Genomic DNA, 21,801 nt, shown 5'->3' on the forward strand with positions numbered 1-21,801 from the left:
CCTCCGGCACCGAACTCCACACCGGCGGCGGCGCCGCCGAACTCGGCGTCGCCTCCAACTAAGCACCAACCAGAACACCAACCACAGCACCACCCGCAGGACCCCTGGCGTGAGGCCGGTCACCAACACGGTGACCGGCCTCAGCCCTGTCGGGTCAGAACGGCACCGACGTGGTGAGGAGGCCGGCTGCCTCGCCCCGTCCGGAGAGGCCGGTGGCGGCGCAGATGTCCAGCCGGTGCATGAACGGGTCGCGGGTCAGGATCACGTCCATCAGGTACGCGAAGGTCCATCGCTCCAACTGCCCGCCGACCAGCTGGGCCTCGGGCATCGCGTCGACGTCGACATCTGGTTGACCAGCTGCGGCAGGCTGCTCATCATCTGGACCATGCCGAGCATGTGGCCGGCGGTGTCGCGGACGTCCCATCCGGTGTTGACGGTCGGGGCGGACCAGTGGTGGGGCTCCATGCGGATCATGAGTTCGGAGCACCGTGCGTACTCATCGGTGGCGAGGCGCTTCACCAGGCCCCGTTCGATGCGCGGGCGTCGGGGCGCGGCGTCGCTGCTGGGCAGCACTGGCGTGGTCACGGTCGGCTCCTCTCGTCGGTGATGCCGATGTTGTCGGCGAACATGTCGACGGCCCGGTCCAGCAGTCCGGACCAGCGCGTCCCGCCGGGGTCGTTGGCGAGCTGCGCGTCGACCATCCCGGAGACGATGGCGACGAACAGGTCGATGTCGTCCTGCCCGTGCACGCCGTGGCGGGCCATCCGGCCGACGAAGTGCTCCATGACTGCCATGGACGCTGCGTAGGCGTCGGCGCTCGGGGTGAAGTCCGGGATCGTGCGGAGGTTCATCAGCTGATGCCGGGCCGGGAACGCGACCGCGAAGTCGAAGAAGACGCGGGCGTAGAAGCGCATCGCCGCCCGGCTCGTGCGCGGCTCGTCGGCCTCGGCCGTCTTGGAGTGCTCTGCGTACTGCGTCCAGGCGTCGCCGAACATCGCTTCACACCGTCCGTAGCGCGTCCGCCGGTGGGAGGCGGGCGGCCCGGACCGCTGGGTAACCGCCGGCGAGGGCACCGACGGCGAGCGCCGCGGCGAGCCCGGCGAGGGGCGCGACCGGCGGGATCGCGAGGGGGTTGCCGGCCAGGTGCGCCGCGACGACCGTGGCGAGGCAGCCCAGGCCGATGCCGAGCACGCCACCGGCGCCCGCGAGGAGCGCCGACTCGAGCAGGAACTGTGCGGCGACGTCGCGGCGGCGGGCGCCCAGGGCACGACGCAGGCCGATCTCGGCGCGGCGCTCCAGGACCGAGATCACCATGATGTTGGCGATGCCGACGCCGGCGACGAGGAGGGCGACGCCGCCGAGGCCGAGGAACAGCCCGACGAAGGCGCCCTTCGCCGCGATCCGGGCGAGCAGCACGTCCGACGGCCGGCGGACCTGCACGGAACGCGGATCCGAGGGCGCGGCGGTGAACGCGAGGACCGACGCCACGTCGGCGACGTGGTCGGGGTCGACCCGCAGGTACACCCGGCTGGCCCGGTCCCGCAGCTGGAACAGCTCGTCGGCGACGTCGTAGCTGATCAGCGCCGCGGTGTCGATCTCGGGGGCGACCGGCGCCGGGGCGAGGACCCCGACGACGGTGAAGTAGGTGCCGCCGAGGTACACCTGCGTCTGCGCGTCGAGGGCGCCGATGCCGAGGATCCGTGCGGTGGCGTCGCCGAGCACCGTCTCCGGGAACGTGGGCCGGGGCAGGAACGCACCCCGCGCGAGGGGCACGGCGAGCACGTCCACCAGGGACGGCTGCGCGGCGAGGACCGTGATGCCGCCCGTCTGCTGTGGTGGGACGGCGGCGGAGCGGCGGACCGTGACGCCGCTGACGTCGCCGACGGCCGACACCGAGCGGACCGGTGGGATCCGCCGGATCATCGCCGGTGCGGTCGCCGGCAGCGGCGCCGGGTCGCCGCCGAAGGTCGTGCCGGCCGCGACGGTGAGCAGGTTGCCCTGCTCGCCGAGCTGGTCGAGCAGTTCGGCCTTCGAGGACTCCGCGATGCCGAGGACGGCGACGAGCGCGGCGATCGCGATCGCGATGCCGAGCGCCGGCAGCGCCGCCCGCAACCGCCGCGCCCGCAGCCCACCGGTCGACACCGCGACCGCGTCCCGGGCCCGCAACCGCGTGGCCGGCCTCACGAGCCCGCCCCGATCGGGGCGGCCGGCGTCGCCGGGTCGACGATCCGGCCGTCCCGCAGCCGCACCTGACGGGACATGGCCGCGGCCACCTCCGCGTTGTGGGTGATGAGCACGACCGTCGTCGTGCCGCCGAGACCGGCCAGCAGCGCCGCGATCTCGCCGCCGGTGGCCGAGTCGAGGTTGCCGGTCGGTTCGTCGGCGAGCAGCAAGGCCGGCCGCCCCACGAGCGCCCGCGCGATCGCGACCCGCTGCCGTTCACCCCCGGACAGTTGCGCCGGGCGGTGCCGGAGCCGGCCGGACAGCCCGACCTGGTCGAGCACCTCGCCGGCCCGCGCCCGGCGCGTCGCGGCGGGCACCCCCCGATACAGCAGGCCGGTCGCGACGTTGTCCAGCACCGAAAGGTGGTCGAGCAGGAAGAACTGCTGGAAGACGAATCCGAGGTGCCAGGCCCGTACCCCGGCCAGATCGGGATCGGACAGGTCGGTGGTGTCGGTGCCGGCGATGCGGACCGCCCCGGAGGTCGGGCGCTCCAGGGTGCCCAGGATGCTGAGCAGGGTCGTCTTCCCGGCGCCGGACGGGCCGGTGATGGCGACGGTCTCGCCGGCCCGCACCACCAGCGACACGTCGCGCAGCGCGGTCACCGTGGTCGGCGGTGGGTAGATCTTGTTGACGAGGTGGAGCTCCAGCGCCGTGGTCATCCGACCGGCACCTCCACCAGGTCGCCCTCGTGCAGGTCGCCGCGCACCTCGACGAGCGTCTCGGCGAACAGCCCGGTGGTGACCGCGGCCAGCCGGCGCCGCCCGTCCGCGAGGATCCACACGCCGTAGCCGCCGCCGGCGAGCGCGACGAGCGCGGTGACCGGCACCGCGAGCACGCCGCGGACGGACTTGCCGGTGATGTTGACCTGCACCGGCGCGCGGTCGAGGTCGCTGCCGGTCGCCGGGTCGTCGAGGGTGACCAGGCCGGTGACCGTCGGCTGGGGCGGGCGCCCGTCCGTGGACTGGGTCGTCTCGGCGACCGCGGACAGCTCCGCGACCGTGCCCTTGGCCTCGGCGCCGTCGGGCATGGTGACGGTGACCTTGTCACCGGTGTGCACGAGATAGGTCCGGCCGGCCGGGACGGAGATGGTGACCGCCGCGGCCGTCGACGTCCCGGACAGCACCGGGTCCGCGGACACGGTGGCGCCGAGCTGCGCGGTGACCTCGGTGACCCGCACCGGGCCCGGCTGGAACGTGACGGCACCGAGCTCCACCCGGCCCGTCACCGCCTGACCGGTCGCCTGCTGCCAGCGCCGTACCGCTGCCGACGCCGCCGCGGTGAACCGGTCGTCGACCGTCAGCGCCCGTCCGTGACCGAGTGCCACCAGGTTCTCCTTCAGGGCGTGCACGTCGGCGCCGGCGGTCATGCCGGCACCGAACGACCGCCACGCCGGGTGGTTGCCGTAGAGCAGGCGCACCGGCCGGCCGTCGACGTCGTACACCGGCTCGCCGCGGTTGATGATCTGGCCGGGCCGGGGGAGCCCGGTGACCGTCCCGCCGGGACCCTGCGCGAAGACGGTGTAGGTGTCGCGGAAGCCGAGCGCGCCGGTCACGCGGGTGGTCGTCGACAGGTCGGCGCGCACGACGGCGACGCTGCCGGTGGCCGCCTGGTGCGTGGACGCCGCCGGTGCCGGCCGGTCGCGGACCCACCATCCGCCGGTGGCGCCCGCCGCGACGACGGCCGCGGCACCGGCGAACACCGCCCGCCTACGCATCGCCGAGACTTCCGAGGCTCGACAGGCGGCCCTCTTCGTCGAGGATCGGCCGGCACGCGTCGAGCGCCCGCTGCACGACCGGGTCGGTCTTGTCGCCGGGCATCTGGTCGGGGTTGATGCCGAAGCCGTGCCCGGGCGTGAACTCCGACGTGGCGGTCGGGTCCGTGAGGTTCACCAGGCCGTGCTCGCGCAGGCACTGCCGCGACCGGACCCCGGCCTGCACCAGCGCCGGCGGTGCCGGGGCCTGCTCGGTCGGCTGGAACTGCGCCGCGTCCAGCAGCGCCTTGCAGGCCGCCTCGACGGCCTGGATGGCGCCGTCGTCGGCGTCGCGGTAGCTGCGGGAATCGGTGTACACGTGGCCGTCGGCGGTCAGCACGGGATCCTGGTAGCCGGAGATGCCGTGCTGCCGGATGCATTCGGCGGCGGCGTGCAGGGCGGCCTTGCGCTGCGGCCCGCCGCCACCACCGCCGGACAGTCTGGGGACGCCGGGTGTGGCCGGGCCGCTGCACCCGGCGAGCACGAGCACCGCGAGGCAGGCGCTGACGATTCTCATGCCGCAGGTGTACCGGGAAGCCGGTGACACGGGCGCTACCGCGCATGTCGGACGGATGTCATGACCGGCGCGGCACAATGGTCGCCATGCGGGTGCTGGTGGTCGAGGACCACGCGACCCTCGCCGCGCGGATCGGTGAGGGGCTGCGGGACGCGGGGATGGCGGTCGACGTCGTCACCGACGGCGCCGCCGCGCTGACCCGGGCCGCCGAGACCGGTTACGACGTCGTCGTGCTCGACCGCGACCTGCCGGTCGTCCACGGCGACCAGGTGTGCCGGTCCCTGGCCGGCGGCCCGGCCCGCATCCTCATGCTGACCGCCGCGTCCGCCGTGGACGACCGGGTCGACGGCCTGGAGCTCGGCGCCGACGACTACCTCGGCAAGCCGTTCGCCTTCCACGAGCTCGTCGCGCGGGTCCGGGCGCTGTCCCGCCGGGCACCGTCGGCGCCGCCGGTCGTGCGCCGCGGCGACCTGACCGTCGACCGGGCCCGGCACCGCGCCAGCCGCGCCGACCGGCCGCTGCAGCTGACCCGCAAGGAGTTCGGCGTCCTGGAGCTGCTCATCGCCGCCGACGGCGCGGTGGTCAGCGCCGAGGAACTCCTCGAACACGTCTGGGACGCCAACGCCGACCCGTTCAGCAACATCGTGTCGGTGACGCTGACCCGGCTGCGGCGCAAGCTCGGCCCGCCGGCGCTCATCGAGACGGTCGTCGGCAAGGGGTACCGGATGTGAAGCTCACCGTCCGGGTCCGCCTGACCCTGCTCTACACCGTCCTGTTCGCGGCGGGCGGCGCGATCGTCGTAGCGATCATCTACGGCCTCGTCGCGGCGAGCCTGACCGGTGACGACGTCGCGATGAAGATGCCCGCGCAGTTCGAGAACGAGTGCAAGGCGGTGCTCAAGGGCGCCCCGGAGCCGGAGCCCGGCATGCGCGACAAGTGCGAGCAGGCCTTCAACGAGGGCGTCGTGACCGGCGTGAGGACGCAGCGCGCGGAGACGCTGGACAACCTGCTGCGCTACTCGGTGACCACGCTCGCCGTCGTCACCGTGCTGTCCGCGGCGGCCGGGTGGCTGGTCGCCGGCCGGGTGCTGCGGCCGCTGCACCGGATCACCGCCGCGGCCCGGGCCGCCACCGAGGACAACCTCGCGTCTCGGGTGGCGCTCGGCGGGCCCCGCGACGAGCTGCGGCAGCTCGCCGACACGTTCGACGCGATGCTGGACCGGCTGGAAGCGGCGTTCACCGGGCAGCGCCGGTTCATCGCCAACGCCAGCCACGAGCTGCGGACCCCGCTGACCGTCATGCGCGCCACCGTCGACGTGGTCCTGGCGAAACCGGCGCCGGCCCGGGACGAGCTGATCCGGATGGCCGAGGACGTCCGGTCCGCCGTCGGCCAGGCCGAGGCGCTCATCGAGGCCCTGCTGACCCTGGCCCGCACCGACGCCGGCCTGGCCGTGCGGGAGACGGTCGACCTCGCCACCTGCGTCGAGGACGTCCTGGACGGCACCGACGTCGGCGACCGGCGGCTGCACCTGTCCCTCGACCCCGCCGTGACGGCCGGCGACCCGGTCCTGCTGGAGCGGCTCGCCGCGAACCTCGTCGACAACGCCGTCCGGCACAACGTCGACGGCGGCGACATCTGGATCACCACGGCCGCGGGCGCGGCGCTCACCGTCGCCAACACCGGCCCGGTCATCGGCCCGGTGGACGCCGCGGGGCTGTTCCGGCCGTTCCACCGGCACACCCGCACCGGTGCCGACGGCTTCGGGCTCGGCCTCGCCATCGTCGCGTCGATCGCGACCGTCCACGGTGGACACGCGAGCGCCGAACCCAACCCGGGCGGAGGACTGCGGGTCACGGTGCGCCTGCCGCACGGCGGCACCGCCGGACCGAGCTGACCGGCGCCGGCTACCGCACCTGGGCGACGGCGGCGACGGCGGCGACGAGCCGGTCCACGTCGTCGGCGGTCGTGTAGTGGTAGATGCCGGCCCGGACCGCGCCGCCGGACTCCCGCAGCCCCGTCGCGATGAAGTACTCCGCGGCGTAGTAGTCGCCGGAGAAGACGCAGATCCCCTGGTCGCCCAGGAGCTCGGCGGTCCGCTGCGGGTGCTGGCCGTCGACCCGGAACGACACCGTCGGGCAGCCACCCGCCGGCGCCGGCAGCACCCGCACCGGCTTCAGCCCGTCGAGGAGCCGGTCGAACAGCTCCAGCTCGTATGCGTGGACGGCGGACATCGACCGCAGGACCCGCTCGCGGCGCGAACCCGTGGTGTCGTCGTCGAGCGACGCCAGGAACTCCACCGCCGCCTCCACCCCGGCGAGCAGCTCGAAGCTCGGCGTGCCCAGCTCGAACCGCTCCGGCACCGCGTCCGGCGACGGCAGCAGCTTCAGCATCGCGGTCTCCTCCCACCGCGACGGCGCCGCGACGCACGCCGACAGGTGCGGCCCGGACCACTTGTAGGCGCTGGTGACGTAGAAGTCGGCGCCGAGCGCGGCCACGTCGACCGGCAGGTGCGCGGTGGCGTGCACCCCGTCGACGTAGACGACGGCGCCGGCCTCGTGCGCGATCCCGGCGATCGCGGCCACGTCGGGCCGGGTCCCGATGGCGTTGCTCGCGGCGGTCACCGCCACCACCCGGGTCCGCCGGTCGACGAGCGCCCCGAACGCGTCCGTGGGCAGCACCCCGGTGGCCGGGTCGAACGCCGCCCACCGCACCTCCACCCCGGCCCGCTGCGCCAGCTGCACCCACGGCCGCACGTTCGCGTCGTGGTCGAGCCGGGTCACCACGACGTTGTCGCCGGGCTGCCAGCGCTCCGCGAGCCCCCGGGCAACGGTGTAGGTCAACGCGGTCGCGCTCGGCCCGAACACCACCCCGGCGGGGTCGGCGCCGAGCAGGTCGCCGACGGCGGCGCGGGCCTGCTCGACGATGCGCAGCGCCCGCCGGCCCGGCTCGAACGCGGTGCTCCGGTTGCTCACGGCACCGCCGAGGACCCCGGCGACGGCCCGCGCCACCGGCTCCGCGACCAGGGTGCCGGCGGCACCGTCGAAGTGGACGAACCCTTCGGCCAGCGCGGGATATGCCCGCCGGGCCCGTGCGACGTCGAACGGCATACCGCGACGATAGCCGCCTCAGCGCCGGTCGTCCGCCGCCCGTCGGACCGCGTCCTCCACCGCGGCCTGCCCGGCGGCGTCGAGGGCCGCGACGGCCGCCGGGAACGCCTCCGACAGGTCGACCATGACGTCCAGCACCACCTCGTCGAGCAGTTCCACCGGTGCCCCCTCGCCGACCTTCGAGCGGGCGCCGGCGATCCGGGGTGCGTTGACCAGTCCCACCGCCAGCCGGCGCAGGTCGTCGACGGGGATCCGGGTGTACGGGTCCCAGGCGCGGCTTGCACCGAACCGCTGCTCGTCGAACTCGTCGATCTTCACCTTGACGACCGTGCGGTCCTGCGGCGGCAGCGCGGCGTCGGGACGCAGCACGACGCCCTCGGCGAGGTTGCCCTCCAGCGGCGGCAGGCCGTGTGTCTGCGGCACCCGCGTCGGGAACCGGACCGGCACGGCGTCCACCGCCGTGCGGGTGCCGCGCCCGAGCAGCGGCACGACGTCGAGCCCCGCGCCGGCGGCGACCTCCGCGACCCGCGCGTAGGTCCGGTACACACCGGCGTCGTCGGGACGCTCGTGGTCGAGGACGTCGAACAGGGCGAACCGGACGTCGGGTGCGTACCAGACGCCGGTCTGCACCGCGGCCGCTCCCGGTGTCGCCGCCACGTCCGGGTGCGGGTAGTGACCACCGTGCAGCTCACCGTACAGGCGTACCACCGCCGCACCGTCCGCCAGAGCAGCGCGCACGGCCTGCTCGAAGGCGCCGCGCAGCAGCTGCCAGCCGAAGAACGGATCGTCGCCGTCCAGCCACGCCTTGCGCTTGCCGACGCGGGTCGCGCCGCCGTCGGACGCGATCACCAGCTGCGCCCCGTGCACCTTCTCGGTGGCGACCCACGTGCCGCCGCCGGACCGGCCGCTGCCCAGTTGCTTCGCCGTCGGGATCTTCGGGTACGCCAGGTGCCGCATGACCGGCAGTATCCCCACGGTTTGGTGCCGCGTCGCGCGGTTTACGCCACCTACGTCGCGCTGATGACGCCGCCCCACAGCAGGGCGACGATGATGCCGCCGACCGCGGCGCGGTAGTACACGAACGTGGCGATGGAGTTGGTGGCGACGAACTTCAGCAGCCAGGCGATCGACGCGTACGCGACGATGAAGCTGACGACGGTGCCGACCGCGGCGGGCCCCCAGCCGACGGTCTCGCTGACCTCGCCGGCCCGCTGCACGCCCTCCAGGATGCCGGCGGCGGCCAGGGCGGGGATGCCGAGGAAGAACGACAGGCGGGTGGCGGTCACCCGGTCCAGGTGCCGCAGCAGGCCGACGCTGATCGTCGCGCCGGACCGGGACACGCCCGGGATCAGCGCGATGCACTGCGCCAGGCCGATGATCAGCGCGTCCTTCCACGTGAGGTCCGCCTCGCCCCGATCCTGGGTGGCCAGGTGCTCGGAGAGGACCATGACGAGGCTCCACACCACGAGGGCCCCGGCGACGAACCAGAGGCTGCGCAGCTCACCCTCGATGAGGTCCTTGAACAGCAGCCCGATCACCGCGATCGGCAGCGACCCGACGATCACGTTGATCGCCATCTTCCAGCCGGTCTCCTTGCGCGCCTCGGCGCTGCGGAGACCCTTCACGAACCCGGCGATGAACCGCCCGATGTCGTTGCGGAAGTAGATGATCGCGGCGATGATCGCGCCGACCTGGATCACCGCCGTGAACGCGGTGACGCCCTTGTCGTCGATCGGGATGCCCATCAGCTTCTCGGTGATGGTCAGGTGACCCGTCGAGGAGACCGGCAGGAACTCGGTCACCCCCTCCACGACGCCGAGCACGACCGCTTGCCAGATCTCCATGGGATCCCCTCTCGTGCCTGCGACGTCCGCACGATCCTAGGCGGCTGCCCCACGGCATTGCGCTCAGGTCCCGGCGCGGCCTGCCGATGGTGGGTCATGAGTGGCACAGCGGTGATCAGCGCGGACCGGGTCGCGGCGGTGGTGCTGGGCATGGAGGTGGACCGGCGCACCGCCGACCGGGCGCAGGCCGAGGCCGCCGAGCGGGCCGCCGTCGAGCTGGGCCGCGCCGACCTGGCCGCCCGGGCCCGGCTCGTCGTCGCCGACGCCCTGGCCCGCGGCGGGGAACTCGCGGCGTCCGCGCCGCTGCTGCACGAGGTGCACCGGTGGGCGGTGCTGGAGAACGACCAGTACGTCCTGGCCCGCACCCACTTCCTGCTGTCGATCCTGCACACCTGCCTCGGCGACAACGCCCAGGCGCGGCGGCACGCGCTGATGTCGGTGGACCACCTGCCGGACCACGTGCCGCCGCTCATTCGCGGGGCGCACCTGGTGATCCTGGCCCTGTCCGTCGACGTGGTGTCACGGGCCGACGCCGCGCCGTACTACGCCGAGGCGCTCGACATCGCCGCGGCCGCCGGTGACCACGAGCTGAGTCGTTCGGTGCTGAACAACATGGCGTACGCCGCGTACCAGGACGGTGACGCTGCCGCCGCCGGCGAGTTCGTCGAGCGGATGCGCCGCCTCGCGGCCCGGACCGGGGTCGAGCTGCGGCCCCCGGACCTCGACACGATCGCCCGGGTGCAGCTGCTGCAGGGGCGGTTCGACGAGGCCGAACGCACCCTGCTACCCCTCGTCGAGCCCGGGGTGTCCCGGCGCGACGTCGAGGGCAACATGCTGCCCGAGGTGCTGCTGACGCTGGCCGAGGCGCAGCGGCTCGGCGGCGCGCTCGACCGCGCCGAGGCGACCGTCGCGCGGTGCCGGGCGATCAGCGAGCAGCGCGGCATGGTGGACGTCGGGGCGAGGGCCCGCCGCGAGCTGGCCCGCCTGCACGCCGCGAGGAGTCGTTTCCGGGAGGCGTACGAAGAGCAGTGCCGCTACGACGAGGAGTCCCAGGCGCTGCGGTCAGCGGAGCGGGAGGAGCAGGCGAGGCTGGCCCAGCTGGTGTTCGAGAGCCGGGAGGGGCAGCGTGAGACGGTCCGGTTCCGGGAGATGGCGCTGCGTGACGCGTTGACCGGCCTCTACAACCGGCGGTTCGTCGACGCGCAGCTGCCGGCGCTGCCCAGGGGCTGTATCGAGGTGGATGGCCGGGCTGCGGCGGACTCAACGCCTCGCCCAGGCTGGCCCGGCGCGCTGCGCCGGACCGGCCCAGCCCAGGCGCTGGACCCACGCCGGTCACACCTGGATACAACCCCGGTATCCAGGCGCGCCCGGCGCGGCCCGACCACTCGCCCAGGCTGGCCCGGCGCGCTGCGCCGGACCGGCCCAGCCCAGGCGCTGAGCCTCGCCTCGCTCCGACCCCCACCTCGATACAGCCCCTGCCGCGCGGAGCAGCGGGGCGAGGCGGTGTCCGCGGCCCTGGTCGACATCGACTTCTTCAAGCGGATCAACGACACCCTGTCGCACGAGGTCGGCGACCTGGTCCTGCAGCGGGTCGCGACCGTCATGGCGGGCGCCGTCGACGAACCCGCCACGGTGGCCAGGCTCGGCGGCGAGGAGTTCGTGGTCGTGCTGCCCGGCGCCGGTGCGCAGGAGGCGGTCGCCCGTTGCGAACGGATCCGTGCCGCGATCCAGGCGCACCCCTGGTCCGAGCTGACCGGCGACCTGCCGGTGACGGTGAGCATCGGGGTATCCAGCGCCGCCGACGGCCGGATCACCTCGGCGGCGCTGCTCAGCCAGGCCGACCGCAACCTCTACGCGGCGAAGCGCAGCGGCCGCAACCGGGTCCTCGCCGACCCCTCCTGACTCAGCCGCCCTCCTGATCCGCGGCCCGGCGCCGCAGTGCCGCCGCATCGGTGCGGGCTTCCGTGGCGGCCTGCGCCGCCGCATCCGTGGCGGCTTCCGTGAACGCTTCCGTGAAGGCCGGGTGGCCGGCCGCGGCCCGCAGCGTCGCCTCGCCGGACAGCACGGTCCTGGCGAATCCGTGCAGTGGATCCGAGGCCGGCCGCAGCTCGACCATGCGGCGCAGCAGCGCCGTCACCAGGGGGTCGTCCGTCATCGAGGGACCGCCGGATGGTGATACGCCTCGATCGACGGCAGGCGGGTCACCTCGGCGCCCGCCTGCACCGCCTCGATCTGAGCGGCGAGGAGCCGGAACGTGATCTCGGCCGCGCCGTAGAGCCGGGAGATCTCCTGATAGAGCTTGTAGGCCTGCCAGGTGTAATACGCGGCCACCGTGTAGCCGGCGATGGCGCCGATGCCGGTCTCGATCGTGGTGGTGCCGATGACACCTGCGACGTTGACGATGATGAGCGTGTCGATGAGCTGCCCGATGAGGCTGCCGGTCGCCTCATACAGCTGCCGGCACGCGTCGACGGCCAGTGGGTACAGCCGCGCGTATTCGGCGCAGGCGGGGCCGAGGGCGGTCGCGGCGCCGCCGAGCGCCAGCTGGAACTCCTGCTCGGCCTCCGCGGCGTGGCCGCGCCACGCGATCCCGACGTCGGCGGCGCCGGTGACGAGGTTGCCGCCGAACGCGGCGGAGGCGGCGCCGATGTGCGGCCACGCGGCCATGCAGTGCTGATAGGCACGCCAGTCGCCGCTGTACGCAATGAGCCACGGCTCGAACGGGTCGACGCCGAAGAGCCAGACCGCGACCTGCCGGATCCACGCGACCGGGCTGAGCAGGTCGGTGATCGGGTTCAGCGTGAACGCGTCGGCCCGCTCGCCGACGGCCGGCGGCGGCAGCGTGACCGTGGCGACGTCCGCGAACGGGGCCCGCGCCGGCAGCAGATCGGGCCGCGACTGGTGCAGCGTGCCGCGCAGCGCGGCCGGGTCGGTGGCGCCGGGATACGCGGCGTCCAGCCTCGCGGCGGCGGCCAGGTCGGTGGCCGCATACTGCCCGGCGGCCCGGTCGACCTGTGCCGCGGCGCCGTCGCTGAGCTCCCGCAGCCGATCCAGGGCGGTCGTGACCCGCCCGTAGGCCTTGCCGTGCGGGTCGGCGACGAGCATCAGCAGGCCCCGGCGGTCCCAGCTGAGCGAGCAGTGTCGCCTGGTGTAGTCCAATGTGTCGCGGGCGTCGCCGCCCGCCCGTGCGAGCTGTCCGCTGAGCGCCCGCAACCCGCTCGGATCGACGTGGAAATCGTTCACCCCGGCCTCCCCCTGACCTCGGTTGCCGGGGACTCTAGCGCTTCCACGCGGCGCACTCCGGGGGTCTGAACGGTCTGTGCCAGCAGCATCGCGCGCAGTGCCCGCGCGGCGTGGGACAGCACGGCGCCGCGCGGGTTGGCCAGGGCGATCGTGCGGTGGACGCCGGGCGCGGCGAGCGGCGTGGCGCGCAGCAGGGGCCGGTTGACCAGCGCCATGCTGGGCACCAGCGCGACGCCGAGGCCGGCCTCGACGAACGCGAGCACGGCGTCGAGCTCGCCGCCCTCGACCGCGTACCGCGGGGTGAACCCGGCCCGCCGGCACGCCTCGATGGTGACGTCGCGCAGGTCGTAACCGGTGCGGAACATCACGAGCGGGGTGTCGCGCAGATCGGTGAGGGTCAACGAGTCCGGCAGCGGGTGCACGGAGGCGACCACGAGGTCCTCGCGGAGGATCGGCACGACCTCCAGGGCCGGGTCGGTGCCGTGCGCGGAGGCGACGATGAGCGCCAGGTCGAGCTGGTGCGCCACGAGGCCGGCGACGAGGTCCTGCGAGCCGCCCTCGTCGACGTGCAGGGCGATGTCGGGGTGCGCGGCGTGGAAGCGGCGCAGCACCACCGGGACCAGCGACGTGCACAGGCTGGGCGTGGCGCCGAGGCGGACCCGGCCGCGGCGCAATCCGACGACCTCCTGCACGGCGTCGCGGGCGGCGTCGGCGTCGGCGACCATCCGGCGCGCGAGCGGCAGCAGGGTCTCCCCGGCGGTGGTGAGGACGACGCCGCCGCGGGACCGGTCGAACAAGGGCGCGCCGAGCGTCGCCTCGAGGGTGTGAATTTGTTTACTGAGTGTCGGTTGGCTCACTCCGAGCGCCTCGGCCGAACGCGTGAAATGTCCCGATTCGGCCACGGACACGAAGTATCGAAGCTGTTGGAGCTGCACTTTCATAGCCTACGGCTATCGACACTGCGTACATGATGCATTGGACGAATGAAAGGACCGGTCCCTAGCGTCGATTGCGTGGCGGTAGATACAGCGGTCAAGCCCATCCAGGCCTCAGGCAAGCCGAAGAAGCGCAGGTCCTCGGTCGGCCTCAAGCTCCTCATGGCGGGCACCGGCCTGCTGCTCGTGCTGTTCCTGTTCGCACACATGGCCGGCAACCTGAAGATCTTCGTGGGCGGGGACGCGTTCGACCACTACGCGCACTGGCTGCGCGACATCGGTACGCCGCTGCTGCCGCACACCTGGTACCTGTGGATCCAGCGCGGCGGGCTCACCCTCGCCGTCGTGGGCCACATCGCCGCCGCGGTGATCCTCGCCCGGCGGGCCAGGCTGGCCCGGCCGGTCCGCTACGCCCACCGACCGAAGGTGCAGGGCAGCTACGCGGCCCGCACCATGCGCTGGGGCGGCGTCATCATCCTGCTGTTCGTCATCTTCCACATCCTCGACCTGACCACGGGCACCGTGAACCCGGTCGGCGACGCCCAGCACCCCTACGCCAACGTCGTCGCGGACTTCGCGCCGTCGCGCTGGTACGTGACGCTCTTCTACACCCTCGCGATCGTCGCCGTCGGGTTCCACCTGCGGCACGGCATCTTCAGCGCGCTGCGCACCCTCGGCCAGCAGACGCCGCGCGGGGAACGCCGCGCCCGCGCGATCGCCCTGGTGCTGTCCCTCGTCCTGGTCGTCGGCTACCTGTCGGTGCCGTTCGCCGTCACGATCGGAGTCGTGTCATGAACTTCTGGACCGAAGGTGACCCGATCACCGACCAGGCCGCCCCGGACGGGCCGATCGAGACCCGCTGGGAGCGCCGCCAGTTCGGCGCCAAGCTGGTCAACCCGGCCAACCGCCGCAAGCTGACCGTCATCGTCGTCGGCACCGGCCTGGCCGGCGGCTCCGCGGCCGCGACCCTCGCCGAGGCCGGCTACAAGGTGCGCTCCTACTGCTACCAGGACAGCCCGCGCCGGGCCCACTCGATCGCCGCGCAGGGCGGCATCAACGCCGCGAAGAACTACCGCAACGACGGCGACTCGGTGTACCGCCTCTTCTACGACACCGTGAAGGGCGGCGACTTCCGCGCCCGCGAGTCCAATGTGTACAGACTGGCCCAGGTGTCGGTGAACATCATCGACCAGTGCGTCGCGCAGGGCGTGCCCTTCGCCCGCGAGTACGGCGGCCTCCTGGACAACCGCTCCTTCGGCGGCACCCAGGTGTCCCGGACCTTCTACGCCCGTGGCCAGACGGGCCAGCAGTTGCTGCTCGGCGCGTATCAGGCCCTCGAACGGCAGATCGCGCTCGGCAACGTCGAGATGCACGCCCGGCACGAGATGCTCGAACTCGTCGTCGTGGACGGCAAGGCCCGCGGCATCGTGGTCCGCGACCTCGTCACGGGCGTGATCTCCACGGAGTTCGCCGACGCCGTCGTGCTCGCGTCCGGCGGCTACGGCAACGTGTTCTTCCTGTCCACCAACGCCAAGGGTTGCAACGTCACCGCATCCTGGCGGGCGCACCGCAAGGGCGCCCTGTTCGCCAACCCCTGCTACACGCAGATCCACCCGACCTGCATCCCCGAGTCCGGCACGCACCAGAGCAAGCTCACGCTGATGAGCGAGTCGCTGCGCAACGACGGCCGGGTGTGGGTGCCGGTCCGCGCCGGCGACGACCGTGCGCCTTCTGAGATTCCGGAAGCCGAGCGCGACTACTACCTCGAGCGGATCTACCCGTCGTTCGGCAACCTCGTCCCGCGCGACATCGCCTCCCGCGCCGCGAAGAACGTCTGCGACGAGGGCCGCGGCGTCGGCCCCGGCGGGCTCGGCGTCTACCTCGACTTCGCCGACGCGATCGCCCGCCTCGGCCGCGACGCCGTGGAAGCCAAGTACGGCAACCTCTTCGAGATGTACGAGCGGATCACCGGCGACGACCCGTACACCACGCCGATGCGCATCTATCCGGCCGTGCACTACACGATGGGCGGGCTGTGGGTCGACTACGACCTGCAGTCGACGATCCCCGGCCTGTTCGTGGTGGGGGAGGCAAACTTCTCCGACCACGGCGCCAACCGGCTCGGCGCGTCCGCGCTCATGCAGGGCCTCGCCGACGGCTACTTCGTCCTGCCGAACACCATCAACGACTACCTCGCCGCCGGGCCCTTCCCCGCGTTGACCGCCGAACACCCTGCAGTGGTCGCGGCGCGTGCTCTTGTCGAGGAGCGCATCGAGAAGCTGCTGTCGATCGACGGGGACCGCACCGTCGACTCGTTCCACCGCGAGCTCGGCCACATCATGTGGGAGTACTGCGGCATGGAACGCACCGAGGAGGGCCTCACCAAGGCGATCAGCCTGATCCGGTCGCTGCGCGAGGAGTTCTGGACCCGGGTCAAGGTCCCCGGCACCGGCGAGACCCTGAACCAGAACCTGGAGCGCGCCGGCCGCGTCGCCGACTTCTTCGAGCTCGCCGAGCTCATGTGCGTCGACGCCCTGCACCGTGCCGAGTCCTGCGGCGGGCACTTCCGCGCCGAGAGCCAGACCCCCGACGGCGAGGCGCTGCGCCACGACGACGAGTTCTCCTACGTCGCCGCCTGGCAGTTCACCGGCACCGGCGAGCCGCCCGTGCTGCGCAAGGAAGCCCTGGAATTCGAATACGTCCACCCGAGCCAGCGGAGCTACAAGTAATGAACCTCAAGCTGCGCGTCTGGCGCCAGACCGGCCCGTCCTCCCGTGGCCGCATGGTCACGTATGACGTCACCGACATCTCGCCCGACGCCTCCTTCCTGGAGATGCTGGACGTCCTCAACGAGCGGCTCATCCTCGCCGGCGACGAGCCCATCGCCTTCGACCACGACTGCCGCGAAGGCATCTGCGGCATGTGCGGCATGATGATCAACGGGGTGGCGCACGGCCCGTCCCGCGCCACCACCACCTGCCAGCTGCACATGCGGCACTTCAAGGACGGCGAGACCATCGACGTCGAGCCGTGGCGGGCCGCCGCGTTCCCGGTCGTCAAGGACCTCGTCGTGGACCGCGGTGCCTTCGACAGCATCATCCAGGCGGGCGGCTACATCAGCGCCCCCACCGGCGCCGCCCCGGACGCCCACGCGACCCCGGTGCCGAAGGTCGACGCGGACGCCGCCTTCGAGGCCGCCACCTGCATCGGCTGCGGCGCCTGCGTGGCGGCGTGCCCCAACGGCTCGGCGATGCTCTTCACCGCCGCGAAGGTCGGCCACCTCGGCCTGCTGCCGCAGGGCCAGCCGGAGCGTGACACCCGGGTCGTGAGCATGCTCGAGGCGCACGACGAGGCCGGGTTCGGCGGCTGCACCAACGCCGGTGAGTGCACGACGGTGTGCCCGAAGGGCATTCCGTTGACGCTGATCGGGCGCCTGAACTCCGATTACCGCAAGGCCGTGACCAAGCGGGGCTGAGGTCCGCGGTCCTGTCTCATGATCCCGTGCGGTTCTGGTGGCCGCGTGGGGGCGGTTGATTGCCGTTCGGGGCCCTGGGTTGCGGTTCGCGGTTCTGGTCGGCATGACCTTCAAATATTCGCCCGAACGTTGCGGGGACTTGATGGCACCGCCCGGCCGCTGGCGCGTCCGTGCGACAGGGTGGCGTGGTCCCGGTCCGTGCCGTCTTGCGGTGATCCCAAGCGAGGTCCGCACTCACACGATCCAGCGCCGTCGCGGTCATCATTCGGTGGTCCCACACCGTCGCTGGTCACAAACAACCCGGTGGATCCTCGCTACCCGCAACCAGGTCAGGTCTGGTGAACAGTGGCGTGGCCGGTGTCGACGTTGACCGTGATGGCATGCGGCGACAACGGATCCCGGGCAACGTCCACATCGGACAGGCCACGGTCGCTGCGGACCGCGTACGACGCGTCCCCGGGCACCCGCACGAAGACCTCGCCGGTGTCGACCGTGGCGACGACGTCGGTGGGGGAGACCGCGTGGGTGAGCTCGACGCGGCCGGAGTCCACGGCCACGTGATACGTGCCACCACGCAGGCCCGAGCCGGTGATCTCGCCGGTGTCGACGCTCGCGGTCACGTCGCCGGACAGGTCGCGCAGCGTCAGTTCGCCGGTGTCGACGGTGATCTGGGTACGGGTCGCAGCCGGCGCCGTGATCGTCAGGGTCACGTCGCAGCGGCGGCAGCCGGTCGCGGTCAACTCCAGCCGGCCGTCCGTCGCGTGGTGCGCCGTCGCCGGGGCGGTGCGGCCGGACGGCCAGCGGCGGCGCTCCACGACGGTGACCGGGCCGTCGCCGGGCTTCACGGTGACGTTCATCGTGTCGCCGGTGATGACCAGGGTCGTCACCGGCTCGTCGACGCGGTACTGCTGCGACGCCGTCTCCCGTGGGCCGAGGCCGCAACCGGCGAGGGAACCCAGCAGCAGCACCGCGATCGCGGCGGGCACAGCGCGCATCGGAGTCCTCCAGGACGACGAGGATGGCGAGAATGCCAGCCTCCCCCGGATCGGCGCGCCGCACATGCGGGAACACCACTGAACCGGCCCCTAGGGGTTGAGGTTCAGCACCGCCCGGTAGTAGCCGACGAACAGGTCGGCGCCCTTGATGTCGGCGGTGGTCGCGGCGCCGAGGACGCCGAAGTCGGGGCCGTAGCCGGCGCCGGCCTTCGGGCCGAGCGGGAGCACCAGCATGTCCGGGGCGGGCTCGTGCACGGTCAGCTCGCCGCCGGTCAGCACCGCGCGGATGTTGGCGGCGACGACCTCGCCGTGCGCCTGGGCGAGGCGGGCCATCTTCGACTCCGGCACGTCCGTGACGTCACCGACGGCCCACTGCCCGGGCCGGCCGTGGATCCGCAGGTGCGGGTCGACCGCGAGGGACGGGCGTGGTTGCGTACCGTGGCAGCGGAACCAGATGTCAGCCTCGATGCCGCCGGTGTCGAACCGGCCGGCCTGCCCCGGAGGCGTCGGTGGTGGCGGGACGGCGGTGCCCAGCAGCAGCCGCACGCCGAGCTCGTCCAGCTGGCGGTGCACCTCGGCGCGGAACTCGTCCGGATACCGGCCCGGCAGCAGCACCGGCGACGGGTCGGCGACGGTGACCTGCTTGGTGGGCCAGGCGGCGGCGATCTCACCCGCGAACTCCAGGCCCACCGGCCCGGCACCGAGCAGCAGCACCCGGTCGGCGGCGGCGAGCTCGGCGTGGGTCGCGCGCAGCCTTGCCTTCGCGGTGGCGCTGTCGGAGAGGTCGAGTTTCGCCGGGTACGGGTAGCCGGTCCCCGTCGCGACGACCACATGGTCGCCGGTCAGCGAGCCGCCGGAGGCGAGCTCCACCCGGGTCCCGTCGACCCGCACCATCCGGTCCCGGACGAACCTGCCGCGGGTCAGGAGCCGGTCGAACGGCAGGAAGATCCGCTCGACCCAGTCCGGGTCGACGACCGCGCGCAGGGCGGCCACATGGTGCACGAACGTGTCGCGGGGTTCGATGACGGTCACGTCGGCGACGTCGTCGAGGGCCTTGGCGACGGTGATGCCGCCGTACCCGCCGCCGACGACGAGCACGGACGCGGTGTCGTGTGTGGTCATGCCGATCACCGTCGCCCGCGGCGCGCGGCGGAGGGAGTCCGGGCCGAGGCTGGTAGTGGCGGGGACACGATGCGCCGGTGCGGCGGGGGTACCGTCGGATCGTGAGCGACAACGAGCTGGGGGTGCTGCTGCGGTCCCGCCGCGAGGCCCTCGACCCGGCGGCGGTGGGGCTGCCGGCGGGTCCGCGGCGCCGCACGCCGGGGCTGCGCCGGTCGGAGGTCGCCGCGCTCGCCGGGGTCAGCGTCGAATACGTGATCCGGCTCGAGCAGGGCCGGGACCGGCGGCCGTCGCCGCAGGTGCTGGCGGCGCTCGCGGACGCGTTGCGGCTCACCCCGGCCGAGCGCACGCACCTGTTGATCCTGACCAAGGCGGCCGATGGCGCGTTCCGGTGCCGCGGTGCGGCCGAGGCGGCCAGGACGGTCCGGGCCGGGGCGCGGGCGCTGCTGGAGCGGCTGTCACCGGCGCCGGTCGTGCTGCTCAACCGGCTGGGCGAGATCCTCGCGCACACGCCGGCGTACGAGTCGCTCGCCGGGCCCACCGGGCTGCTCGACGGTGCCGATGACGGGGATCCGCCGAGCCTGCCGCGGTTCGTGTTCACCGATCCGCGGGCCCGCACGGTGTTCCCGGACTGGGAGCACGTCGCCGACGAGCAGGTCGCGGCGCTGAAGCAGGGGCCGTTCCGCGCCGACGGTGCGATGGCCGCGCTCGCCGACGAGCTGACCGTGACGGCGGGCGATCCGTTCACCCGCCGGGTGGCGACGCTGCCCGGGCTGCCGCTCGCGCACGGGGTGCTTCGGATGGTGCACCCGGCGGTGGGGGAGCTGCGCCTGGCGTACGAGACGCTCGACCTCCCGGCCGACGACGATCAGCGGCTCGTGGTGCATCTGCCCGCCGACGCCGCCGCGGCGGCGGCCCTGGACCGCCTCGACGGCCGCCGCCCGGGCGCGCTGCGCGCCGTGCCCGCATAGGCCTCCCGGCACGCTCTCGCGCCGTGTCCGCCCAGGCCGTGTGCCGTGCGGGTGGGGAACGCTCGGTGGCGTGCCGTGCCCGCTCAGGCCTCCGCCCGGTTGCCCCGTGCACCGTGCCCGCTCAGGCTGTGCGCCGTGCGGGTGGAAAGGCTCGTCGGGTCACGGCAGCGACGGGTCGATGTGCACCTTCGGGGCGGCGCCCCACCCGGCCGGCCGGTCACCGGACAGCGCGGCCGCCGCCTCGGACAGCCCGATCGTGGCCGCCACGAGGGGCCGCGGGTCGACGGCGCCGGAGGCGTAGAGCTCGACGGTGCCGGCGAGACCACCCGACGCGCTCAGCACGCCGACCGCCGTCACGTCCTTGAGCGCCAGGGTCCGCGAGTCGAGGAGGCTCGGCGTGCCGGACAGCCCGATGTACACCACGCGCCGCCCCGGCTCGACGAGCTCCAGGGCCGCCGCCGGGGACGTCGCGGCGTTCGAGGCATCGACGACCGCGTCCCACCGCAGCCGCGGCAGCGTCTCCGCGGTCCACACCGCACCGCAGCCCAGCCGGCGGGCGAACCCGAGCGACGCCGGCGTCACCCCGAGCAGGTGCACCTCGACCCCCTGCGCGGCCGCGATCTGCGCGACGAGCAGCCCGATGGTGCCCGGGCCGAGGACGAGCAGCCGTTCACCGGGGCGCAGGGCGGCGCCCCGGACCGCGCGGAGGGCGTTGCCGCCGGGCTCGACCAGCGCGCCGAGGGTCGGGTCGACCGACGGCGGCAGGGCGTGCAACGCGCCCACCGGCACCAGGAGCCGCTCGGCGAGGGCACCGGGCCACCCGTGCCGGATGCCGATCTCGTGCCTGGTGGCACACAGGTGCTGGCGGCCGGTCGTACACCTGCCGCAGGCGCCACAACCGAGCATGGTGTCGCCCGTGACCCGCCGGCCGACCCACCCCGGGTCCACTCCGGGGCCGGCGGCGCGCACCACGCCCGACCACTCGTGGCCGATGCGGATCGGGTACTGCGCCTGGCCGTCGTGCAGGTAGGACATCTCGCCGGTGAAGAACTCGACGTCGGTGCCGCACACGCCGGCCCGCTCCACGTCGACGACGACCTGACCCGGACCCGCGACCGGCTCGGCGACGTCCTGGACCTCAGCCCGCCGGGGGCCGATGATGACGAATGCTCGCACGGGCTCCATCTTCCGGGAAGCAGGACCGATGTCACGACTGCGCAGTGCCGAGTGGTACGCGGGCGACGACCGCAACGCCTACATCCACCGCGCCTGGATGCGCCGTGGCCTGCCCGACGACGCGCTCGACGGCAGCCGCCCGCAGATCGCGATCGCCAACACCGCCTCGGACCTGACCCCCTGCAACAGCCACCTCGACGAGGTCGCCGAGCACGTCAAACGCGGCGTGTGGGAGGCCGGCGGGGTGCCGCACAACCTGCCGGTCGTGTCGCTGGGCGAGACGCAGGTCCGCCCGACGGCGATGCTGTGGCGCAACATGGCCGCGATGGCGATCGAGGAGATGCTGCGCGCCAACCCGATCGACGGCGTCGTCCTGCTCGGCGGCTGCGACAAGACCATCCCGGCGCTGCTCATGGCCGCCGCGTCGGTCGACCTGCCGGCCGTGG

The 21,801-nt window shown here is 73.4% G+C and carries 23 protein-coding genes; 8 read left to right on the forward strand and 15 right to left on the reverse strand.

Annotation, left to right across the window (positions count from 1 at the left end):
• Positions 1 to 270 precede the first annotated feature (270 nt).
• The 6 genes from ACFPIJ_RS06345 to ACFPIJ_RS06370 are packed head-to-tail and all read right to left on the reverse strand — an operon-like array spanning position 271 to position 4,490.
• A complete protein-coding gene (locus ACFPIJ_RS06345; RefSeq protein WP_380113667.1) occupies positions 271 to 585 on the reverse strand; it encodes a hypothetical protein in 315 nt (104 codons plus the stop codon).
• Complete coding sequence (locus ACFPIJ_RS06350; RefSeq protein WP_380113668.1) at positions 582 to 995, reverse strand: hypothetical protein; 414 nt, start codon at positions 993 to 995, stop codon at positions 582 to 584. Before ACFPIJ_RS06350 ends, ACFPIJ_RS06345 begins: the two co-directional genes overlap by 4 nt.
• 4 nt (positions 996 to 999) lie before the next feature.
• A complete protein-coding gene (locus tag ACFPIJ_RS06355) occupies positions 1,000 to 2,184 on the reverse strand; it encodes an ABC transporter permease (protein ID WP_380113669.1) in 1,185 nt (394 codons plus the stop codon).
• Positions 2,181 to 2,882 carry an ABC transporter ATP-binding protein gene (locus tag ACFPIJ_RS06360; RefSeq protein WP_380113670.1) on the reverse strand — a complete coding sequence of 234 codons (702 nt, stop codon included), beginning with the start codon at positions 2,880 to 2,882 and terminating at the stop codon, positions 2,181 to 2,183. Before ACFPIJ_RS06360 ends, ACFPIJ_RS06355 begins: the two co-directional genes overlap by 4 nt.
• Positions 2,879 to 3,937, reverse strand: coding sequence for a peptidoglycan-binding protein (locus ACFPIJ_RS06365; RefSeq protein ID WP_380113672.1), 1,059 nt, complete (start codon positions 3,935 to 3,937; stop codon positions 2,879 to 2,881). Before ACFPIJ_RS06365 ends, ACFPIJ_RS06360 begins: the two co-directional genes overlap by 4 nt.
• Positions 3,930 to 4,490 (reverse strand): hypothetical protein, encoded by a 561-nt coding sequence (locus ACFPIJ_RS06370; protein WP_380113673.1) that lies wholly within the window; start codon positions 4,488 to 4,490, stop codon positions 3,930 to 3,932. The genes ACFPIJ_RS06365 and ACFPIJ_RS06370 overlap by 8 nt, the downstream gene beginning before the upstream one ends.
• An 86-nt stretch (positions 4,491 to 4,576) precedes the next feature.
• Between ACFPIJ_RS06370 and ACFPIJ_RS06375 the strand changes: the two genes are divergently transcribed.
• Together ACFPIJ_RS06375 and ACFPIJ_RS06380 are read left to right on the forward strand one after the other, a co-directional pair.
• Complete coding sequence (locus ACFPIJ_RS06375) at positions 4,577 to 5,221, forward strand: response regulator transcription factor (protein WP_380113674.1); 645 nt, start codon at positions 4,577 to 4,579, stop codon at positions 5,219 to 5,221.
• The gene (locus ACFPIJ_RS06380) at positions 5,218 to 6,384 is read left to right on the forward strand and encodes a sensor histidine kinase (protein ID WP_380113675.1); all 1,167 of its coding nucleotides are present in this window, start codon (positions 5,218 to 5,220) and stop codon (positions 6,382 to 6,384) included. Before ACFPIJ_RS06375 ends, ACFPIJ_RS06380 begins: the two co-directional genes overlap by 4 nt.
• 10 nt (positions 6,385 to 6,394) lie before the next feature.
• On the opposite strand, the gene ACFPIJ_RS06385 is transcribed toward ACFPIJ_RS06380, so the two are convergent.
• Genes ACFPIJ_RS06385 through ACFPIJ_RS06395 form a run of 3 tightly spaced genes read right to left on the reverse strand, consistent with a single transcriptional unit; the run spans position 6,395 to position 9,441 of the window.
• Positions 6,395 to 7,597 carry a cysteine desulfurase-like protein gene (locus tag ACFPIJ_RS06385; protein WP_380113676.1) on the reverse strand — a complete coding sequence of 401 codons (1,203 nt, stop codon included), beginning with the start codon at positions 7,595 to 7,597 and terminating at the stop codon, positions 6,395 to 6,397.
• 18 nt (positions 7,598 to 7,615) lie between these two features.
• Entirely contained in the window at positions 7,616 to 8,554 is a 939-nt protein-coding gene (locus tag ACFPIJ_RS06390) for an RNA ligase family protein (protein ID WP_380113677.1), read from the reverse strand.
• 50 nt (positions 8,555 to 8,604) lie between these two features.
• Positions 8,605 to 9,441, reverse strand: coding sequence for an undecaprenyl-diphosphate phosphatase (locus ACFPIJ_RS06395; RefSeq protein WP_380113678.1), 837 nt, complete (start codon positions 9,439 to 9,441; stop codon positions 8,605 to 8,607).
• 96 nt (positions 9,442 to 9,537) lie between these two features.
• On the opposite strand from ACFPIJ_RS06395, the gene ACFPIJ_RS06400 reads away from it, so the two are divergent.
• Positions 9,538 to 11,343, forward strand: a complete 1,806-nt coding sequence (locus ACFPIJ_RS06400) for a GGDEF domain-containing protein (protein ID WP_380113679.1) — start codon at positions 9,538 to 9,540, stop codon at positions 11,341 to 11,343.
• 1 nt (position 11,344) lies between these two features.
• Here the strand turns inward: ACFPIJ_RS06400 and ACFPIJ_RS06405 are convergent, their stop codons facing one another.
• Genes ACFPIJ_RS06405 through ACFPIJ_RS06415 form a run of 3 tightly spaced genes read right to left on the reverse strand, consistent with a single transcriptional unit; the run spans position 11,345 to position 13,625 of the window.
• Positions 11,345 to 11,596, reverse strand: coding sequence for a hypothetical protein (locus ACFPIJ_RS06405; RefSeq protein ID WP_380113680.1), 252 nt, complete (start codon positions 11,594 to 11,596; stop codon positions 11,345 to 11,347).
• Positions 11,593 to 12,684, reverse strand: a complete 1,092-nt coding sequence (locus ACFPIJ_RS06410) for a type VII secretion target (protein ID WP_380113681.1) — start codon at positions 12,682 to 12,684, stop codon at positions 11,593 to 11,595. The genes ACFPIJ_RS06405 and ACFPIJ_RS06410 overlap by 4 nt, the downstream gene beginning before the upstream one ends.
• Positions 12,681 to 13,625, reverse strand: a complete 945-nt coding sequence (locus ACFPIJ_RS06415) for a LysR substrate-binding domain-containing protein (protein ID WP_380113682.1) — start codon at positions 13,623 to 13,625, stop codon at positions 12,681 to 12,683. Before ACFPIJ_RS06415 ends, ACFPIJ_RS06410 begins: the two co-directional genes overlap by 4 nt.
• A gap of 99 nt (positions 13,626 to 13,724) precedes the next feature.
• Between ACFPIJ_RS06415 and ACFPIJ_RS06420 the strand changes: the two genes are divergently transcribed.
• The 3 genes from ACFPIJ_RS06420 to ACFPIJ_RS06430 are packed head-to-tail and all read left to right on the forward strand — an operon-like array spanning position 13,725 to position 17,094.
• Positions 13,725 to 14,414, forward strand: coding sequence for a succinate dehydrogenase cytochrome b subunit (locus tag ACFPIJ_RS06420; RefSeq protein WP_380114175.1), 690 nt, complete (start codon positions 13,725 to 13,727; stop codon positions 14,412 to 14,414).
• Positions 14,411 to 16,348, forward strand: coding sequence for a fumarate reductase/succinate dehydrogenase flavoprotein subunit (locus tag ACFPIJ_RS06425; protein WP_380113683.1), 1,938 nt, complete (start codon positions 14,411 to 14,413; stop codon positions 16,346 to 16,348). The genes ACFPIJ_RS06420 and ACFPIJ_RS06425 overlap by 4 nt, the downstream gene beginning before the upstream one ends.
• On the forward strand, positions 16,348 to 17,094 hold the full coding sequence (locus tag ACFPIJ_RS06430; RefSeq protein WP_380113684.1) for a succinate dehydrogenase/fumarate reductase iron-sulfur subunit: 747 nt from the start codon (positions 16,348 to 16,350) through the stop codon (positions 17,092 to 17,094). Before ACFPIJ_RS06425 ends, ACFPIJ_RS06430 begins: the two co-directional genes overlap by 1 nt.
• A gap of 329 nt (positions 17,095 to 17,423) precedes the next feature.
• On the opposite strand, the gene ACFPIJ_RS06435 is transcribed toward ACFPIJ_RS06430, so the two are convergent.
• Entirely contained in the window at positions 17,424 to 18,089 is a 666-nt protein-coding gene (locus tag ACFPIJ_RS06435; RefSeq protein ID WP_380113685.1) for a DUF4097 family beta strand repeat-containing protein, read from the reverse strand.
• Between the two features lie 90 nt (positions 18,090 to 18,179).
• Positions 18,180 to 19,211, reverse strand: coding sequence for an FAD-dependent oxidoreductase (locus ACFPIJ_RS06440; RefSeq protein WP_380113687.1), 1,032 nt, complete (start codon positions 19,209 to 19,211; stop codon positions 18,180 to 18,182).
• A gap of 101 nt (positions 19,212 to 19,312) precedes the next feature.
• Between ACFPIJ_RS06440 and ACFPIJ_RS06445 the strand changes: the two genes are divergently transcribed.
• Positions 19,313 to 20,179, forward strand: a complete 867-nt coding sequence (locus ACFPIJ_RS06445; RefSeq protein WP_380113688.1) for an MmyB family transcriptional regulator — start codon at positions 19,313 to 19,315, stop codon at positions 20,177 to 20,179.
• Between the two features lie 159 nt (positions 20,180 to 20,338).
• Here ACFPIJ_RS06445 and ACFPIJ_RS06450 read toward each other — a convergent pair whose 3' ends face one another.
• Positions 20,339 to 21,355: a zinc-dependent alcohol dehydrogenase gene (locus ACFPIJ_RS06450; RefSeq protein ID WP_380113689.1), complete on the reverse strand. Its 1,017-nt coding sequence runs from the start codon at positions 21,353 to 21,355 to the stop codon at positions 20,339 to 20,341.
• 28 nt (positions 21,356 to 21,383) lie between these two features.
• Here ACFPIJ_RS06450 and ACFPIJ_RS06455 point away from each other — a divergent pair.
• The coding region (locus ACFPIJ_RS06455) for a dihydroxy-acid dehydratase domain-containing protein (RefSeq protein ID WP_380113690.1) at positions 21,384 to 21,801 on the forward strand (418 nt) is incomplete at its 3' end.

This window comes from Dactylosporangium cerinum (assembly GCF_042653625.1).
Classification (GTDB): domain Bacteria; phylum Actinomycetota; class Actinomycetes; order Mycobacteriales; family Micromonosporaceae; genus Dactylosporangium; species Dactylosporangium cerinum.

Excerpts from the sequence above, each read along its gene's own strand:
- ACFPIJ_RS06350 (WP_380113668.1), bottom strand. The coding sequence starts at position 995 with ATGTTCGGCGACGCCTGGACGCAGTACGCAGAGCACTCCAAGACGGCC.
- ACFPIJ_RS06360 (WP_380113670.1), bottom strand. The coding sequence starts at position 2,882 with ATGACCACGGCGCTGGAGCTCCACCTCGTCAACAAGATCTACCCACCG.
- ACFPIJ_RS06365 (WP_380113672.1), bottom strand. The coding sequence starts at position 3,937 with ATGCGTAGGCGGGCGGTGTTCGCCGGTGCCGCGGCCGTCGTCGCGGCG.
- ACFPIJ_RS06370 (WP_380113673.1), bottom strand. The coding sequence starts at position 4,490 with ATGAGAATCGTCAGCGCCTGCCTCGCGGTGCTCGTGCTCGCCGGGTGC.
- ACFPIJ_RS06375 (WP_380113674.1), top strand. The coding sequence starts at position 4,577 with ATGCGGGTGCTGGTGGTCGAGGACCACGCGACCCTCGCCGCGCGGATC.
- ACFPIJ_RS06385 (WP_380113676.1), bottom strand. The coding sequence starts at position 7,597 with ATGCCGTTCGACGTCGCACGGGCCCGGCGGGCATATCCCGCGCTGGCC.
- ACFPIJ_RS06390 (WP_380113677.1), bottom strand. The coding sequence starts at position 8,554 with ATGCGGCACCTGGCGTACCCGAAGATCCCGACGGCGAAGCAACTGGGC.
- ACFPIJ_RS06395 (WP_380113678.1), bottom strand. The coding sequence starts at position 9,441 with ATGGAGATCTGGCAAGCGGTCGTGCTCGGCGTCGTGGAGGGGGTGACC.
- ACFPIJ_RS06400 (WP_380113679.1), top strand. The coding sequence starts at position 9,538 with ATGAGTGGCACAGCGGTGATCAGCGCGGACCGGGTCGCGGCGGTGGTG.
- ACFPIJ_RS06405 (WP_380113680.1), bottom strand. The coding sequence starts at position 11,596 with ATGACGGACGACCCCCTGGTGACGGCGCTGCTGCGCCGCATGGTCGAG.
- ACFPIJ_RS06415 (WP_380113682.1), bottom strand. The coding sequence starts at position 13,625 with ATGAAAGTGCAGCTCCAACAGCTTCGATACTTCGTGTCCGTGGCCGAA.
- ACFPIJ_RS06425 (WP_380113683.1), top strand. The coding sequence starts at position 14,411 with ATGAACTTCTGGACCGAAGGTGACCCGATCACCGACCAGGCCGCCCCG.
- ACFPIJ_RS06430 (WP_380113684.1), top strand. The coding sequence starts at position 16,348 with ATGAACCTCAAGCTGCGCGTCTGGCGCCAGACCGGCCCGTCCTCCCGT.
- ACFPIJ_RS06435 (WP_380113685.1), bottom strand. The coding sequence starts at position 18,089 with ATGCGCGCTGTGCCCGCCGCGATCGCGGTGCTGCTGCTGGGTTCCCTC.
- ACFPIJ_RS06440 (WP_380113687.1), bottom strand. The coding sequence starts at position 19,211 with ATGACCACACACGACACCGCGTCCGTGCTCGTCGTCGGCGGCGGGTAC.